Origin of the sequence: Alistipes sp. i18-0019-D1 (assembly GCF_042852885.1) — a bacterium.
Lineage (GTDB): Bacteria > Bacteroidota > Bacteroidia > Bacteroidales > Rikenellaceae > Alistipes.
In genome coordinates, this window is the sequence record NZ_AP031424.1 from 830,295 (window position 1) to 845,292 (window position 14,998).

General features: G+C 60.8%; 16 protein-coding genes. 10 read left to right on the forward strand and 6 right to left on the reverse strand.

Annotation, left to right across the window (positions count from 1 at the left end):
- Positions 1–13 precede the first annotated feature (13 nt).
- Positions 14–1,960, forward strand: a complete 1,947-nt coding sequence (locus tag ACGHP5_RS03340) for a fumarate reductase/succinate dehydrogenase flavoprotein subunit (RefSeq protein ID WP_390568040.1) — start codon at positions 14–16, stop codon at positions 1,958–1,960.
- 38 nt (positions 1,961–1,998) lie between these two features.
- Complete coding sequence (locus ACGHP5_RS03345; protein WP_015548041.1) at positions 1,999–2,742, forward strand: succinate dehydrogenase/fumarate reductase iron-sulfur subunit; 744 nt, start codon at positions 1,999–2,001, stop codon at positions 2,740–2,742.
- Positions 2,743–2,914: 172 nt separating this feature from the next.
- Here ACGHP5_RS03345 and ACGHP5_RS03350 read toward each other — a convergent pair whose 3' ends face one another.
- Genes ACGHP5_RS03350 through ACGHP5_RS03370 form a run of 5 tightly spaced genes read right to left on the reverse strand, consistent with a single transcriptional unit; the run spans position 2,915 to position 6,042 of the window.
- Positions 2,915–3,397 (reverse strand): DUF4252 domain-containing protein, encoded by a 483-nt coding sequence (locus ACGHP5_RS03350; RefSeq protein ID WP_337656495.1) that lies wholly within the window; start codon positions 3,395–3,397, stop codon positions 2,915–2,917.
- Positions 3,398–3,409: 12 nt separating this feature from the next.
- Positions 3,410–4,261, reverse strand: coding sequence for a hypothetical protein (locus ACGHP5_RS03355; protein WP_337656496.1), 852 nt, complete (start codon positions 4,259–4,261; stop codon positions 3,410–3,412).
- A gap of 13 nt (positions 4,262–4,274) precedes the next feature.
- A complete protein-coding gene (locus ACGHP5_RS03360) occupies positions 4,275–5,111 on the reverse strand; it encodes an outer membrane beta-barrel protein (protein ID WP_337756579.1) in 837 nt (278 codons plus the stop codon).
- A gap of 15 nt (positions 5,112–5,126) precedes the next feature.
- Entirely contained in the window at positions 5,127–5,549 is a 423-nt protein-coding gene (locus tag ACGHP5_RS03365) for a hypothetical protein (protein WP_390568041.1), read from the reverse strand.
- On the reverse strand, positions 5,524–6,042 hold the full coding sequence (locus tag ACGHP5_RS03370; RefSeq protein ID WP_337656501.1) for an RNA polymerase sigma factor: 519 nt from the start codon (positions 6,040–6,042) through the stop codon (positions 5,524–5,526). The genes ACGHP5_RS03365 and ACGHP5_RS03370 overlap by 26 nt, the downstream gene beginning before the upstream one ends.
- Positions 6,043–6,280: 238 nt before the next feature.
- Here ACGHP5_RS03370 and ACGHP5_RS03375 point away from each other — a divergent pair, with 238 nt between their 5' ends.
- The 7 genes from ACGHP5_RS03375 (at position 6,281) to ACGHP5_RS03405 (ending at position 11,751) form a co-directional block, all read left to right on the forward strand.
- On the forward strand, positions 6,281–6,820 hold the full coding sequence (locus ACGHP5_RS03375; protein ID WP_290533482.1) for a PspC domain-containing protein: 540 nt from the start codon (positions 6,281–6,283) through the stop codon (positions 6,818–6,820).
- Between the two features lie 4 nt (positions 6,821–6,824).
- On the forward strand, positions 6,825–7,034 hold the full coding sequence (locus ACGHP5_RS03380) for a PspC domain-containing protein (protein ID WP_195458659.1): 210 nt from the start codon (positions 6,825–6,827) through the stop codon (positions 7,032–7,034).
- A gap of 4 nt (positions 7,035–7,038) precedes the next feature.
- The gene (locus tag ACGHP5_RS03385) at positions 7,039–7,374 is read left to right on the forward strand and encodes a PadR family transcriptional regulator (RefSeq protein ID WP_290533481.1); all 336 of its coding nucleotides are present in this window, start codon (positions 7,039–7,041) and stop codon (positions 7,372–7,374) included.
- Between the two features lie 18 nt (positions 7,375–7,392).
- Positions 7,393–8,187 (forward strand): head GIN domain-containing protein, encoded by a 795-nt coding sequence (locus ACGHP5_RS03390; RefSeq protein WP_390568042.1) that lies wholly within the window; start codon positions 7,393–7,395, stop codon positions 8,185–8,187.
- Between the two features lie 22 nt (positions 8,188–8,209).
- A complete protein-coding gene (locus ACGHP5_RS03395) occupies positions 8,210–9,559 on the forward strand; it encodes a PspC domain-containing protein (protein ID WP_337756575.1) in 1,350 nt (449 codons plus the stop codon).
- Between the two features lie 139 nt (positions 9,560–9,698).
- Positions 9,699–10,679, forward strand: coding sequence for a 6-phosphofructokinase (gene pfkA, locus ACGHP5_RS03400; protein ID WP_288238002.1), 981 nt, complete (start codon positions 9,699–9,701; stop codon positions 10,677–10,679).
- Between the two features lie 70 nt (positions 10,680–10,749).
- Positions 10,750–11,751, forward strand: coding sequence for an adenosine kinase (locus ACGHP5_RS03405; protein WP_290533478.1), 1,002 nt, complete (start codon positions 10,750–10,752; stop codon positions 11,749–11,751).
- A 174-nt stretch (positions 11,752–11,925) separates the two neighbouring features.
- On the opposite strand, the gene ACGHP5_RS03410 is transcribed toward ACGHP5_RS03405, so the two are convergent.
- Positions 11,926–12,825 (reverse strand): glycosyltransferase family A protein, encoded by a 900-nt coding sequence (locus tag ACGHP5_RS03410; protein WP_337756574.1) that lies wholly within the window; start codon positions 12,823–12,825, stop codon positions 11,926–11,928.
- Between the two features lie 69 nt (positions 12,826–12,894).
- Here ACGHP5_RS03410 and ACGHP5_RS03415 point away from each other — a divergent pair, with 69 nt between their 5' ends.
- A complete protein-coding gene (locus ACGHP5_RS03415; protein ID WP_390568043.1) occupies positions 12,895–14,937 on the forward strand; it encodes a cytochrome c biogenesis protein CcdA in 2,043 nt (680 codons plus the stop codon).
- Positions 14,938–14,998 lie beyond the last annotated feature (61 nt).

A 14,998-nucleotide genomic window follows, 5' to 3' on the forward strand; every position in this document is an offset into this window, starting at 1 on the left:
ACACACAAACGATATGGCTTTAAAATTAGATGCTAAAATTCCTGCCGGTGCTCTGGCCGAAAAGTGGAGCAACCATAAGACAGCTATCAAGGTCGTAAGCCCCGCCAACAAGCGCAAGCTCGACATCATCATCGTCGGTACGGGTCTGGGAGGCGCCTCCGCAGCCGCTTCGCTCGGCGAACTGGGCTACAACGTCAAGGTATTCTGCATCCAGGATTCGCCCCGCCGCGCCCACTCGATCGCAGCCCAGGGCGGTATCAACGCAGCGAAGAACTACCAGAACGACAACGATTCAGTCTACCGCCTGTTCTACGACACGATCAAGGGCGGCGACTACCGCGCCCGCGAGGCCAACGTCTACCGTCTGGCCGAAGTCTCGAATCTGATCATCGACCAGTGCGTGGGCCAGGGCGTCCCCTTCGCCCGCGAGTACGGCGGCCTGCTGGCCAACCGTTCGTTCGGCGGCGCGCAGGTATCGCGTACGTTCTACGCCCGCGGCCAGACGGGCCAGCAGCTCCTGCTGGGCGCCTACGCGGCTCTCAACAAGGAGATCGCAGCCGGTTCGGTGAAGAGCTACCCGCGCCATGAGATGCTGGACATCGTCATCGAGGACGGCGAGGCAAAGGGTATCATCGCCCGCAACCTCGTGACGGGTGAGATCGAGCGCCACGGCGCTCACGCCGTCGTGATCGCCACGGGCGGCTACGGCAACGTCTTCTTCCTGTCGACCAACGCCATGGCGTCGAACGGCTCGGCCGCATTCCAGTGCTACCGCAAGGGCGCCGGCTTCGCCAACCCCTGCTTCACGCAGATCCACCCCACCTGCATCCCGGTTCACGGCGACCAGCAGTCGAAGCTGACGCTGATGTCGGAGTCGCTGCGCAACGACGGCCGCATCTGGGTTCCCAAGAAACTCGAAGACGTAAAGGCCATCCGCGCCGGCAAACTCAAGCCCTCGCAGATCGCCGAGGAGGACCGCGACTACTACCTGGAGCGCCGTTACCCGGCCTTCGGCAACCTCGTTCCGCGCGACGTGGCTTCGCGTGCCGCCAAGGAGCGCTGCGACGCGGGCTTCGGCGTGAACGAGACCGGCCTGGCCGTATACCTCGACTTCAAGACCGCCATTGCGCGTCTGGGCAAGGATATTATCAAACAGCGTTACGGCAACCTCTTCGACATGTACGAGGAGATCACCGACGTCAGCCCCTACGAGGAACCGATGCAGATTTTCCCCGCCGTGCATTACACGATGGGCGGCATCTGGGTCGACTACAACCTGATGACCACCATCCCGGGCCTCTACGCCATCGGCGAGGCCAACTTCTCGGACCACGGCGCCAACCGCCTCGGCGCTTCGGCCCTGATGCAGGGTCTCGCGGACGGTTACTTCGTGCTGCCCTACACCATCGGCGACTACCTCTCGCACAAGATCCAGGCCCCGAAGGTGAAGACCGACACCAAGGCCTTCGACGAAGCCGAGAAGGGCGTGAAGGAGAAGATCGCAAAACTCCTTTCGATCAACGGCAAGCAGTCGGTGGACGACATCCACAAGAAGCTGGGCCACATCATGTGGGAGAACGTCGGCATGGCCCGCACGAAGGAGTCTCTCGAAAAGGCCATCGTCGAGATTCAGGCTCTGCGCAAGGAGTTCTGGAAGGACGTGAAGGTCGTAGGCAAGGAGAACGACTTCAATGTCGAGCTTGAAAAGGCGCTGCGCCTGGCCGACTTCCTGGAGCTGGGCGAGCTGATGGCCCGCGACGCACTCAACCGCGAGGAGTCGTGCGGCGGACACTTCCGCACGGAGCACCAGACCGAGGAGGGCGAAGCCAAGCGTGACGACGAGAACTTCGTATATGCCGCCGTATGGGAGTACAAGGGCATGGACCAGGCCCCGGAACTCACCAAGGAGCCGCTGAACTTCGAGTTCGTGCACCCCGCACAGCGCAACTACAAAGATTAAGGCCATTTGACGTTGAACTTTAATATCGAATCGAAACTATGAATTTTACATTAAAGATATGGCGTCAAAAGGACGCTAAATCCAAAGGCGCTTTCGAGAGCTACAAGGTGGAGAACATTTCGGCCGACACCTCGTTCCTCGAAATGCTCGACATCCTGAACAACAACCTCATCCACGAGGGCAAGGAGCCGGTGGCCTTCGACCACGACTGCCGCGAGGGTATCTGCGGCATGTGCTCGCTGCACATCGACGGACAGGCTCACGGTCCCAGCCAGGGCGCCACGACCTGCCAGATCTACATGCGCAAGTTCAAGGACGGAGCGACGATCACCATCGAGCCGTGGCGCTCGGCGGCGTTCCCCGTCATCAAGGACCTCGTGGTGAACCGTTCGGCCTACGACCAGATTCTGCAGGCCGGAGGCTTCATCTCGGTACGCACGAACTCGGTTCCCGACGCCAACGCCATTCCGATCTCGCAGGCCGATGCCGAGGAGTCGATGGACGCCGCTGCCTGCATCGGCTGCGGAGCCTGCGCCGCAACGTGCAAGAACGGTTCGGCCATGCTCTTCGTCGCCGCCCGCGTGTCGTCGCTCGCCAAGCTGCCCCAGGGCCGTGTGGAGGGTGCTCGCCGCGCCAAGGCGATGGTCGCCAAGATGGACGAACTGGGCTTCGGCAACTGCACCAACACGGGAGCCTGCCAGGCCGAGTGCCCCAAGCAGATTTCCATTGCGCATATCGCCCGTCTGAACCGGGAGTTCCTCTCGGCCAAGTTCGAGGACTAACCGCCGCCGAAAGCGATAACAACGAGGGCCGGAACGAATGTTCCGGCCCTCGCATTTTACGATAGATCCGCGACCTTTTGATGCAAAAGGTTGCAAAGTGTCATCGCAACCCCCAAATCCGGCGTATTACGCCGGTGATGTTGGGTGCCTTTCAGTGACAAAAGGTACTAAACTATTTCTTCGGCCTTATCGTCGAAAGCCGCGCCACCTGCTTGAGGTCGAACCGCCCGTAGATATTCACCGCGACGGTCTCTTTCGCGCCGTAAGTCAGCATCAGCAGTTCCGAATTATTGTAGAATTCCGCTTCGCGGATATAGAATTTCGTGGTCTGCCCCTCCTCGGTCCCGGACATCACCAGCTGGAATTTATACTCCGGCTTGGCGGCCAGCTCCTCCGCATCGGCGACGAACCGCTCACCGTCGCCCGTGCCGAGGGCCACGATGCGGATATATTCGATGCCGGCAAGCAGTTTAGCCAGTCCTTCATCCCCCTTCTCCGCGGCTTCGCGGCTCATCATCCGCATCATTTTCCGTTCGAGCCGCACGCTGGTGAATCCCTCGGCTTCGGCATAGCGGTCGAAGAACTTCCAGGAGGCGTTCTGCGCACGCGCCAGCAGCGGCAGCGTGACCAGCAGGATCAATATCAATCGTTTCATGGCAGGTTCGTTTTACAAAAAAATACAAATTCCGAGACTCAGCGGATGAGAGACCGGTCCGGCACTCTTTTTAAAATAGGAGGTGACGCCGTAACGGGCATAAACCCCGATACCGCAATACGCGACCGAAGCGCCGACCCCGAATTGGAACGTATTCACCCCGGAAAGCCTCTGCATCACACGCGGCTCGGGCATCGCATAGACCGCATCGGTCCAAACGGCAAAATCGCAATAGGCCGCAGCCGATATGCGGAGATGCTGCGCAGGCCGGAGTGTAACCCGCAGAGGAACTCCCAGCGACAAAGTTGTCAGGCCTGACTTTTTCGCCGTTTCGCCCAACGCTTCGGGAACAACGCGCCCGTCCCGATTGCGCAGGGTGATCGAACGGTCGGACAACCGATAGTTGTCGACCGTCATGGAAAATCCGGCCGAGAAAAGAATCCTCCGGCGACGGTCGAGCCGGACATGGATTCCGGCAAGGTCTTCGGCGGCATGGAACGACCTGGAGGTCTGCAAATCGAGAAAATCGCCCGATTCGGACGGATAACCGCCGTAATCGACACCGGACAGCCGGTTGAAGCCGAACTCGAAATTATCCAGAATATAGTATCTCACCCGCCGGGATTTGCCCAGTCGCCCGGGTCCTTCATCCATCTGCCCGAGCGTGATGCCGAAACCGGCCACTTCGAGAACAATGCTGTTTTCATCGACTCCCTTACGCATGGCGATCAAGTCGCCGCCCACGTTCCCGAACCGTCGAACGGTATCGCACGAACCGACCCTTCCCTCATTTTCCGGCAGACCGTTGCCCGCATGTGCATGAAAGCACACGGCGACGGCGATTCCTAAAATAACTCGTTTCATGGCAGCAGTTTTTTTACATGAAGACACAAACACCGAACGATACCGGATGGCAGGCCGGTCCCGCCCCGCTCTTGAAGAGCGGCGTCACGCCGTAGCGGACATACAAGCCGAATCCGCGGTAGGAAACCGAGCCTCCGAATCCGAACCGGAAGGGATTGACGCCGGAAAGGGAACTCTTCTCCTTCGGCTTCTTATAGATCGCGTTGGACCCGAGCGTGAAGTCGCAATACCCCACGACGGCAACGCGCAAATGCCGGACCGGGTCGAACGAGAACTGCAACGGAATGCCCAGCGACGTGATGCGGAGTTTCGACTTGTCGGCCTTCTCGTCCAGCGGCAGGGGAACGATCATTCCCCCTTCGCGGCCCAGCGTAATCGAATTGTCGGACAAGCGGTAGTTGTCCACCGTGTAGCGCAGCCCGGTCGAAAACTCGAACCGCCGCTTCCTGTCGAGCGCCACGCTCAAACCGACGGGCGTAATGCCGAAGTGGAACGAATTGCCGCCCTTGATGTCGAGGAAATCCCCCGCTTCGGCCGGATAGCCCGCATAATCCGCGCCGGTCAGGAAATTGAAGCCCAGTTCGACACCATCGAAAAACAGGCCGCACACCCGCGGATAGGACTTCACTTGCTGTTTTTCGCCTCCCGCGGCCTGCCCGAGCGTGATGCCGAAGCCCGCCACTTCGAGAATCATCCCCTCCCCGTCGGCGGCGCGCCGCATGGTCACCGGGCCGGTGCCGACATCCCCGATCCGCCCGAGGGAATCCGCGGCCGTCGAATCCGCAGTCTGCGCCGACGCGCACAGCGACAGCAAAATGAAAAGACCCGTAAAAACCAATCGTTTGTTCATGGCAATGTCGTTTTTTTAATTGCTTCTGATCAGTTCGTCGACCATCCGGCCCGACGCATCGAGCGCCGAAAACGATTCGAGGTAAACCGTCGCCTGCATGGCCGCCTCCTTGTCGTAGACCGCCCGGCCGTCGATGTAGCAGTAGGGCTTGCGCAGCAATTCCGCGCAGAAGAAAAGCCCGAGGGCCACGACAGCCGCAGCCGCAAAGCCCCACAGCGGCGACATGCGCCGGCGCAACGGCACCCTGCGCCCGGCGGGAAGACGCTCCTCCGCCAGCGCATCCAGCCCCGCGAGCATCGCCTGCACGTCGCGCAGCGCAGCCGGCACTTCCTCCGCCTCCCGCAGCCATTCGCGCAGTTCGCGCTCCTCGGCATCGGTCGTCTCGGCCGCAAACCAGCGCTCGGCCAACCGTTCAATCCGTTCTTGTCGTTCGTTCATCGTCCATCATTTTTTTCAGTACCTCCCTCAAAGAGTTCCGGGCGCGGGAGAGGATCACGCGCACCTGCGCTTCGTCACAGCCGACCGTTCCGGCGATCTCGCGGGTCGGATACCCCTCGATGTCCTTCAGGTGGAGCACCTCGCGCTGCCGCTCGGAAAGACATCCCATCGCCCGCCGCACCAGTTCGCGCATCTCCCACCCCTCGGCCTCGGCTGCCGCCGAGCGTTCGGTCCACCCCGCCAGCGTGTCGTCGCGCCGGCCGCAGGCCTGCCGTCGGCGAAGACAGTCGTAACAGCGATTCCGCACGGCCCGCATCACGAAGGAGTCGATGCTGCGGCATCCGTCCAGCCGCGCCCGCTCGGCCCACAACCGCTCGAGCAGGTCGTGCACCGCGTCCTCCGCTTCCGCCGGAGAGAGCAGCAAGCTCTGCGCGTAGCGGAACATCCGGTCGCGGAGCGGCACGACGAGCGAGGTGAATTCTGTTTCCTTCATGGTATCTGTAAGACGAAACTGGCGTGCAAAACGCAACATTGCCACGCCAAATATCGCATTTTTTCCGGCGCAAAGCCTCCGCAGAGGCTAAAATTTACACCGTTATAAATATAAGTATAAAAATATTTTCAAAAAATAAGGTACTTTGTATTGCATAATACTAAAATTCGTATTATATTTGCATTGTAATAATAGTAAAACCCGCAAAACATTAAACCGCGACAATACTTTTACGACCATGAAAGAGACTGTAAACGTAAACATCGGCTCCGTGGCATTCATCCTCGACGAGGACGCCTACCGGGTACTGGGCAGTTATTTCGACGACATCCGGCGGCGCCTGCCGGAGGGTGACGCCGAAACGATGGGCGACATCGAAGCCCGCGTGGCGGAGATTTTCCGCGAGCGGGTCGCTTCGCCCATGCGGGTCATTACGCTCGACGTCGTCCGTGCGACGATGGCCCAGATGGGCAGTCCGGCCGACTTCGGCGAACCCCGCGGCGCAGGGCGGCCCGAGGCCGCCGAGGGACAGGCCGGAACCGAATCCGCCGGGCAGCCGCCCCTGCGCAAACTCTACCGCTCGCGCACCGAGCGTTCGATCGCCGGCATCTGCGGGGGTCTGGCCGAGTATTTCGACTCCGACCCGACGATGATCCGGCTGCTGATGCTCCTGCTGATCCTTTTCGGCGGACTCTCGATCTGGGCCTACATCATCCTCTGGATCGTCATTCCCGAGCAACCGGCACGCAAATTCAATATCAACAACAAAAACCGATAAAATTATGGCAACGAACGAAAACAGACGGTTATTCCGTTCCCAAGACAGCATTATCGCAGGCGTCTGTGCCGGCCTGGCCGAATTCTTCGGACTTGACACATCGCTCGTACGCATCGCGACCCTGATCCTGATTTTCTTCGGAGGACTCTCGCTCTGGGTTTACATCATCCTCTGGCTGATCGTCCCGAAGGCCCCCAAAAGGTTAAACGCATAGCACCATGGCTGAAGACAACGTAAAAGCGCAGATGCGCAAAGGAATCCTGGAGTACTGCATCCTCGCCATTCTCTCCCGCGAGGACTCGTATGCTCCGAAGATCATCTCCGAGCTCAAACAGGCGGAAATGATCGTAGTCGAGGGTACGCTCTACCCGATCCTGACCCGGCAGAAGAACGCCGGACTGCTGACCTACCGCTGGGAAGAATCCCCCCAGGGCCCGCCGCGCAAGTACTACACGCTCACGGACAAAGGCCGCGAATACCTCGCAACGCTCGACGAAGCCTGGGATGAACTCGTCGGACAGATCCAACTCATCCGCCACGGAAAAAACGATTGACCCTAAAAAAACAATACCATGAAAAAGTTCCTGTTGATAGCCGTCCTGATTGCAGCCATGCTCTCCGTAACCGCTTATGTCGCCTGCATCGCAACGCCCCTGCTGGGCAAAACCATCAAGGGCAGCGGCAATATCGTCACCAAAACCGTCCCGGCCCCCGATTTCGACGGTATCGAAGCGTCGCGCACCGTGAAAGTCATCATCTCGGACAAGGTGTCGGACATCCGCATCGAAGCCGACGACAACCTGATCGACCTGGTGGTGGTCCGGGCCGTCAAAGGCAAACTCGAAGCCACCCTCGACCAAAAGGTGAACAGCATCCAGAACGCCAACGTCACGATCACCGTCCCGGCCAACGGAAAAATCCGCTCCCTCGACGCTTCGAGCGCCTCGAAGATCGTCAGCGAAGTGATGCTCAAAGCCGACAAATTCAGCATCGAGGCTTCGAGCGCCGCCCGGATCGAAACTGCGGTAGAAGCCACCTCGTGCACCATCGAAACGTCGAGCGCCTCAAAGGTCGAGGCTTCGGTCGAGGCCGGAAGCTGTTCGCTGGACGCTTCGAGCGCTTCGAAAATCACCCTCGAAGGTTCCGCCCGGACGTTCAAGGCCGACATGAGTTCGGCATCGAAACTCGACGCCGAAAAATTCTCGGCCGTCAACGCCACGATCGACACGTCGAGCGCCGCAAACGTTTCGATCGACTGCAGCGGGAAACTCACCGCCAGCGCTTCGAGCGGCTCTTCGATCCGCTACTCGGGCGACTGCCAAACTTCGCTGGAAAAGTCGAGCGGCGGCAGCATACGCAAACTCTGAATTCCGAAACGACGCGACAACCATGAAAGAGGTTAAAAAATGCAGCATCTCGGGCGTGGCGTTCACCATGGACGCCGACGCCTACGAGGCCCTCGAAACCTACCTCGAAAGCCTCAAGACAACCTATAAGGACACGGCCGACGGCGCGGAGATCGTCGCCGACATCGAAGCCCGCATCGCGGAACTGATCCTCTCGACGCAGGACAACACCCGCATCGTGGAGAAACCGCTGATCCTGAACATCATCCAGCAGATGGGTTCCGCCGAAGACATCTCCCGGGAGAGCGTCGACCGCGACCTGCACTGCGACACGCCGCGCATCCCCCGCCGGCTGTACCGCGACACGGAAAACGCCAAACTGGGCGGCGTCTGCGCCGGCATCGGCAAGTATTTCGACATCGACCCCGTGTGGGTGCGTCTGGGGCTGTTCCTGCCCCTGCTGTTCACCTGCTTCGGATGGATTCCCTTCCTGCACTGGTTCAGCCCGATGTTCGGCAACCTGTTCGGCATCTTCCTGATCTGCTACTTCATCATGTGGTTCGCCGTTCCGGCGGCCCGTTCGGCGCGGCAGAAACTCGAAATGAACGGCGAGAAGATCACCGCGCAGTCCATCGGCGAGGTCACCGCAGCTACCGCCACGGCCTGCGCCGAACCCGACGCCAAGGCCAAACCGATCGTCGCCGAAGTCGTATCGGTCTTCGGCAAGGTGGTGCTGATCCTGCTGAAAATCATCGCCGGATTCATCGTCTTCGGACTCATCATGGCGGCCTGCGCCCTGATCATCGGCATATTCGCCCTGATCGTCGGCGGCGAAGGGTTCTTCACGCCCGCCGTCTTCGGCAACACGGTGTCGATCTGGATCGCGAGCCTGGGCATCCTGGCCGCACTCATCCCCATCATCCTGCTGATCTACGTGCTGATGTGCCTGATCGCCTCGCGCAAACCCGGCGGCAAGACCGTGCTGGCGATCTTCCTGCTGTGGCTGGCCTCGATCATCGCCGTATCGTGCGTGGCCATCCGCGAGAACGTGGGCGACAAGTTCCGGACGAAACGCAGGGCCCTCGAACAAATATTCCAGAGCGAAATCGTCATCGACGGCGACACCACCACCCTCGAACGGCTGCTGGAAGATTACGACGACGAGAGCGTGATCGAGGAGGGCCGCAAGACGCTCCACATCTCCGTGCCTTCGAAATCCATCGACATCACCGTCGACAAGAAGCAGGGCGAACTGCGGGTCAACGCCGACGGCCGGAAGGTCTCGGTCAAAGCCTCCGAGAACAGCGACGAAGCCTCGGTAACGATCCGCCGGGAGACCGACGCCGCCGACAGCGCCAAAACGACCCGCGGCAGCGCCGCCCGGACCCTGTAAGCGAAGCCGGAAATCATTCGCGTTAAAATAAAAAGTTCCCGGAAGTGCGGGCGGCATCCTTTTTGGGCCGCCCGTATTTTTTGAAATTTTTGAAATATTTTCGTACCTTTGAACGGTTTTGTTTTTAACAAATGAGAGTATGGCCGGAATCAAGAGCATAGGCATTCTGACATCGGGCGGCGACGCGCCGGGCATGAATGCGGCAATCCGCGCGGTGACGCGCAGCGCGATCTACAACGGATTTACCGTAAAAGGAATCATGCGCGGATTCAAAGGTTTGGTATTCAACGAGATCGTCGAATTCAAATCGCAGAGCGTAAGCAACATCATCCAGCTGGGCGGCACGATCCTGAAAACCGCCCGCAGCGAGGAGTTCAAGACCGTGGAAGGCCGCAAGGCGGCTTACGACAACATGGTGGCCGCGGGCATCGACGCCCTGGTGGTGATCGGCGGCGACGGATCGCTGACCGGCGCGGGACTTTTCGCCGAGGAATACAACGTTCCGATCGTGGGGCTTCCCGGAACGATCGACAACGACCTCGGGGGAACGGACTCGACAATCGGTTATGACACGGCACTGAATACGATCATGGAGTCGGTCGACAAACTGCGCGACACGGCGTCGAGCCACGAACGCCTCTTCTTCGTCGAGGTGATGGGCCACACGGCAGGTTACCTGGCGCTCAACAGCGCCATCGCGACGGGTTCCGAGGCGGCGATCATCCCGGAGATGGACACCGAGGTCGACCAGCTGGCGGAACTGATCAACCACGGGTTCCGCAAAAGCAAGAACTCGGCGATCGTGATCGTCGCGGAGAATCCCAAGACGGGCGGCGCCACGGCACTGGCCGAGCGTGTGAAGAAGGAGTTCCCGCAGTACGACGCGCGGGTGACGATCCTGGGGCACATTCAGCGCGGCGGCTCGCCGACGGCCGTGGACCGCATCCTCGCCTCGCGCATGGGCGAAGCGGCCATCGAGGCGATCCTCGACGGACAGCGCAACGTGATGATCGGCACGATGAACGGCAAGATCGTCTACGTGCCCTTCGCCAAGGCCGTCAAACACGACAAAGGCATCGACCGCGGGGCGCTGGAGCTGGTGAAAATCCTGTCGATTTAGACACCTCCGCCTGCCCGCCGCCGAACGGCCGCAATGCAAACGAATTCAACAAAAACCCGAACATAAGCGAATGAAACGCGTAATTGGCATCGGCAATGCCCTGACCGACATGCTGGTCAACCTGAAAACCGACTCCGTGCTGGGGAGGTTCAAATTAGCCAAAGGCTCGATGAGCCTCGTGGACACACGGCTCCAGACCGAGATTTCGAAATCGGTGGCCGGACTCCCCTATTCCCTCTCGCTCGGAGGATCGGCCGGCAACACCATCCGCGCCATGGCGCAGCTGGGTTGCAGCGTCGGTTTCATCGGCAAGGTGGGTCCCGACACCACGGGCGATTTCTTCGTGCAGGCACTGGACAACCTCGGCATCGAGCCGATCATTTTCCGGGGCAGGGAGCGCTCGGGCAAATGCGTGTCGCTGATCTCCGCCGACGGCGAGCGCACGATGGTCACCCACCTCGGCGCAGCGCTCGAACTCTCGGCCGGGGAGATCGAACCGTCGATTTTCGAGGGGTACGACTGCCTCTACGTCGAGGGCTACCTGGTGCAGAACCACGACCTGATCCTCAAGGCCGCCCGTACGGCCAAGGAGTGCGGGCTGAAGGTCGCCATCGACCTGGCCAGCTTCAACATCGTGGCCGAGAACCTCGAATTTCTGCGCAATCTGGTGTGCGAGCACGTCGACATCGTCTTCGCCAACGAGGACGAAGCCAAGACCTTCACCTGCGAGGCCGAGCCGCTGAACGCCCTCCAGGCCATTTCGCAGATGTGCGAACTCGCCGTCGTGAAGATCGGCACGAAAGGCGCGCTGATCAAGCAGGGCGAGGAGGTCGTGCATGTGGGCATCATGGCTGCGGCCAGGCGCGTGGACACCACGGGAGCGGGCGATTTCTATGCCGCCGGATTCCTGGCGGGACTTTGCGACGGACTCTCGCTGCGCCAGTGCGGCACGATCGGCGCCATCACCGCCGGCAAGGTGATCGAGGTCGTCGGCACGACCTTCGGCGAAGAGGCCTGGGCCGACATCCACCGGCTGGTCAACAAGGTCAAAAACGAAAAATACCTGTTTTAGAAACAAGGGGTTGAACGATCGTTCAACCCCTTGTTTTCAACATATCGGCGCATATCCGGATTCCGGGAAATGCGCTGCCGGCCCGTGTTCCCACGGCGTCCCGCCGTATCCGCAAATTCCGTCCCGCACAAGCCCCTCCCGAGCGAGGAGCCATGCGCCCGGAACCCGCGACTCTCAACGTTCTATCTTCGAGAACAGCCCCCGGCTGATCCCCAGACGCATGCGCAGCAGCCACCGCGATTTGCGGGGCGGCATCGTGCAGCAGAGCACGAGCGTCGCCGCCCATTTGGCGATCTCCAGCACGAAGGTCTTCGGCAGGCGGCGGTGGATTTCGGCCCGCAGCCGCTGGCTCACACCGACGTTGTAGCTCAACCGCCGGAAATAAGTCCCGGTGAGTTTCGCCGGCGGAATGATATGCCACATCACCGCCCCCGGCACATACCAGATCGTTTCGCCGCCGAGCAGGAGGCGTTCGAAAAAGTCGTTTTCCTCACCGCCGATCAACTCGCCGTTCACGCGTCCCAGCGTCGGGTCGAAACCGCCGTAACCGGCCAGCCCCGCACGGCGGAAAGCCATGTTCCCGCCCCCGGGGACGCGTCCCGCCGGGAACGGACGCACCTCCCCTCCGAAATCCATCGGATTGGCGATCGGCATTTCGACGTATTTCGACATCCACGCCGGACGCCCTGCGGGGTATTCGGCGATGATGCGCCCCCCGGCCACGACGGCCCCGGGACGGGCTTCGAAAAATTCGAGATAGGCGCGCAGAAACCCTTCGTTGACCCGCTCGTCGTCGTCGATGAAGGCCACCAGCGGCGCCTGCGCCTCCCGCAGTCCGCGGTTGCGGGCGTACGACACCCCCGGTCCGTCCTCCGCGACGAGCCGCAGTGCGCACTCCGGATGGGCCGCGGCAAAGGCCGCAAAACGCGCTTCGGTATCGTCCGTGGAATTGTTGCTCACCACCACGCACTCCCACTCGGCACGCGGCAGATCCTGCCGCACGACGGATTCGAGCGCCGCAACGAGTTGTGCGGCACGGTTGTGGGTGGGAATGACGAGCGAGATTCGAATCATCGTGCGAATGTAGCAATTTATCCGTAAAAAACCCGTATATTTGTCCGAAATATAAAAAGCGATACGACTATGTACAAACTGATTCGTACCCTTCTGCCGGTCCTTGCCGCGGTGATCGCCACGACTGTCTCGGCGCAGAGCGTCAGTTGGAAAAGCACGGTGCAGCACCTCGACGGCCAGACCTACCGGATCGTGCTGGAGGCGTCCATCCCGGCTCCCTGGCACATGTACGACATGGGTCCCTACGAAGGCGGACCCAACGCCACTACGATCACGTTCACCCCGGGCGAAGGCGCCCTCCTCGAAGGAGGCGTCGAGCAGCTGACCCGTCCCGAACGCCACTACGACAAAACGTTCGGAATGGAGATCGGAACCTTCGCCCGAAAGGCGCAGTTCGCCCAAAGCGTGAAACTCACGGCCCCGCAGGCGACCGTCACGGCCGAACTCGCATGGATGATCTGCAACGACACGAGCTGCCTGCCGCCCGACGATACGGAGCTGACGATCAGCCTGCCCGCAGGCGCGACGCCCGCCGTGCAACCCACGGAGTCTCCGTCCAAGGAGAGCGCCGCGGCCAAGGAGACGACCCCGGCAGCCGAAATCGCTCCCGCGCAGAAGGACGCCGCAGGCGGCGGCTCGCTGTGGGGGCTGATCATCGAAGCCATTCTGTGGGGCTTCGCCGCTCTCTTGACCCCCTGCGTCTTCCCGATGGTCCCGATGACCGTCTCGTTCTTCATGAAAGGCTCCGGAAGTCCCGCGCTGGGCCGCATCCGCGCCGGTATGTACGGGTTCTTCATCGTGGCCCTCTACACGCTGCCGATCGCGGCGATCATCCTGATCACCCGCGTCGTGGGCGGCGACGCCGTGACGGCCGACATCTTCAACTGGCTGGCCACGCACTGGCTCCCGAACATCCTCTTCTTCCTGGTGTTCATGGTCTTCGCCGCATCGTTCTTCGGAGCGTTCGAGATCACGATGCCCTCGTGGATGGTCAACAAAACCGACTCGAAAGCCGACTCCAAAGGCCTTGCAGGCATCTTCTTCATGGCCCTGACGCTCGTGCTGGTGTCGTTCTCGTGCACCGGACCCATCGTCGGCTCGGTGCTGATCAAATCCACCGCCGGGGAGTTCTGGAGTCCCATCGTGACGATGCTGGCCTTCTCCGTAGCCTTCGCGCTGCCGTTCACTGTTTTCGCCTTCTTCCCCTCGATGCTCAAAAAGCTGCCCAAGAGCGGCGGATGGCTCAATTCGGTGAAGGTCGTGCTGGGCTTCATCGAAGTCGCGCTGGGCATGAAGTTCCTCTCGGTCGCCGACCAGACCTACCACTGGGGGCTGCTCGACCGGGAGATCTACCTCGCCGTGTGGATCGTGACCTTCTCGCTGCTGGGACTGTACCTGTTAGGCAAAATCAAGTTCGCCCACGACAGCGACATGCCCTACCTCGGCGTAGGACGCCTGGCGCTGGCGATCATCACCTTCTCGTTCGTCGTCTACCTCGTTCCCGGCATGTGGGGCGCCCCGCTCAAAGGCCTTTCAGGCTACCTGCCGCCCCTGCACACGCAGGACTTCGTGCTCGGACAGGAAAGCTCCGGCCCGGTCCCGGCAGGCGGCGACGCGCGCATGCTGCTGACCGTCGACGGCCAGAAACCCAAACACAGCGACTTTCTCCACCTGCCGCACAACCTCGAAGGGTTCTTCGATCTGAAAGAGGCCGAGGCATACGCCGCCAAGGTCGGCAAACCGCTCTTCATCGACTTCACGGGCCACGGATGCGTCAACTGCCGCGAAATGGAGGCCCGCGTATGGTCCGACCCGCAGGTGCTGGACATCCTGCGCAACGACTACGTGATCGTGGCGCTCTACTCCGACGACAAAAAGGTGCTTCCCGAAAGCGACTGGGTGACGACCGACTCGGGAAAAGTGCTGAAAAGCCTCGGCAAGATCAACTCCTACTACGCGCTGAAGACCTTCGGGGTCAACGCCCAGCCCTACTACGTGTTGCAGGGCCGCGACGGGAAGGAGTTGGTTCCGCCCCGCGGCTACGACCTCAACGTGCAGGGATTCGTGGATTTCCTCCGCAGCGGCGTCGAAGCCTACGGCAAACAGAAATAGGGAGTCACTCCCCGAAAAAAGCCTGCGGCCTTCCGGCCGCAGGCTTTTTCAGTATTCCGAA

Bases quoted from the DNA above. Each gene is read 5' to 3' on its own strand.
- ACGHP5_RS03340 (WP_390568040.1), top strand. From the start codon at position 14: ATGGCTTTAAAATTAGATGCTAAAATTCCTGCCGGTGCTCTGGCCGAA.
- ACGHP5_RS03345 (WP_015548041.1), top strand. From the start codon at position 1,999: ATGAATTTTACATTAAAGATATGGCGTCAAAAGGACGCTAAATCCAAA.
- ACGHP5_RS03350 (WP_337656495.1), bottom strand. From the start codon at position 3,397: ATGAAACGATTGATATTGATCCTGCTGGTCACGCTGCCGCTGCTGGCG.
- ACGHP5_RS03355 (WP_337656496.1), bottom strand. From the start codon at position 4,261: ATGAAACGAGTTATTTTAGGAATCGCCGTCGCCGTGTGCTTTCATGCA.
- ACGHP5_RS03360 (WP_337756579.1), bottom strand. From the start codon at position 5,111: ATGAACAAACGATTGGTTTTTACGGGTCTTTTCATTTTGCTGTCGCTG.
- ACGHP5_RS03365 (WP_390568041.1), bottom strand. From the start codon at position 5,549: ATGAACGAACGACAAGAACGGATTGAACGGTTGGCCGAGCGCTGGTTT.
- ACGHP5_RS03370 (WP_337656501.1), bottom strand. From the start codon at position 6,042: ATGAAGGAAACAGAATTCACCTCGCTCGTCGTGCCGCTCCGCGACCGG.
- ACGHP5_RS03375 (WP_290533482.1), top strand. From the start codon at position 6,281: ATGAAAGAGACTGTAAACGTAAACATCGGCTCCGTGGCATTCATCCTC.
- ACGHP5_RS03380 (WP_195458659.1), top strand. From the start codon at position 6,825: ATGGCAACGAACGAAAACAGACGGTTATTCCGTTCCCAAGACAGCATT.
- ACGHP5_RS03385 (WP_290533481.1), top strand. From the start codon at position 7,039: ATGGCTGAAGACAACGTAAAAGCGCAGATGCGCAAAGGAATCCTGGAG.
- ACGHP5_RS03390 (WP_390568042.1), top strand. From the start codon at position 7,393: ATGAAAAAGTTCCTGTTGATAGCCGTCCTGATTGCAGCCATGCTCTCC.
- ACGHP5_RS03395 (WP_337756575.1), top strand. From the start codon at position 8,210: ATGAAAGAGGTTAAAAAATGCAGCATCTCGGGCGTGGCGTTCACCATG.
- pfkA (WP_288238002.1), top strand. From the start codon at position 9,699: ATGGCCGGAATCAAGAGCATAGGCATTCTGACATCGGGCGGCGACGCG.
- ACGHP5_RS03405 (WP_290533478.1), top strand. From the start codon at position 10,750: ATGAAACGCGTAATTGGCATCGGCAATGCCCTGACCGACATGCTGGTC.
- ACGHP5_RS03410 (WP_337756574.1), bottom strand. From the start codon at position 12,825: ATGATTCGAATCTCGCTCGTCATTCCCACCCACAACCGTGCCGCACAA.
- ACGHP5_RS03415 (WP_390568043.1), top strand. From the start codon at position 12,895: ATGTACAAACTGATTCGTACCCTTCTGCCGGTCCTTGCCGCGGTGATC.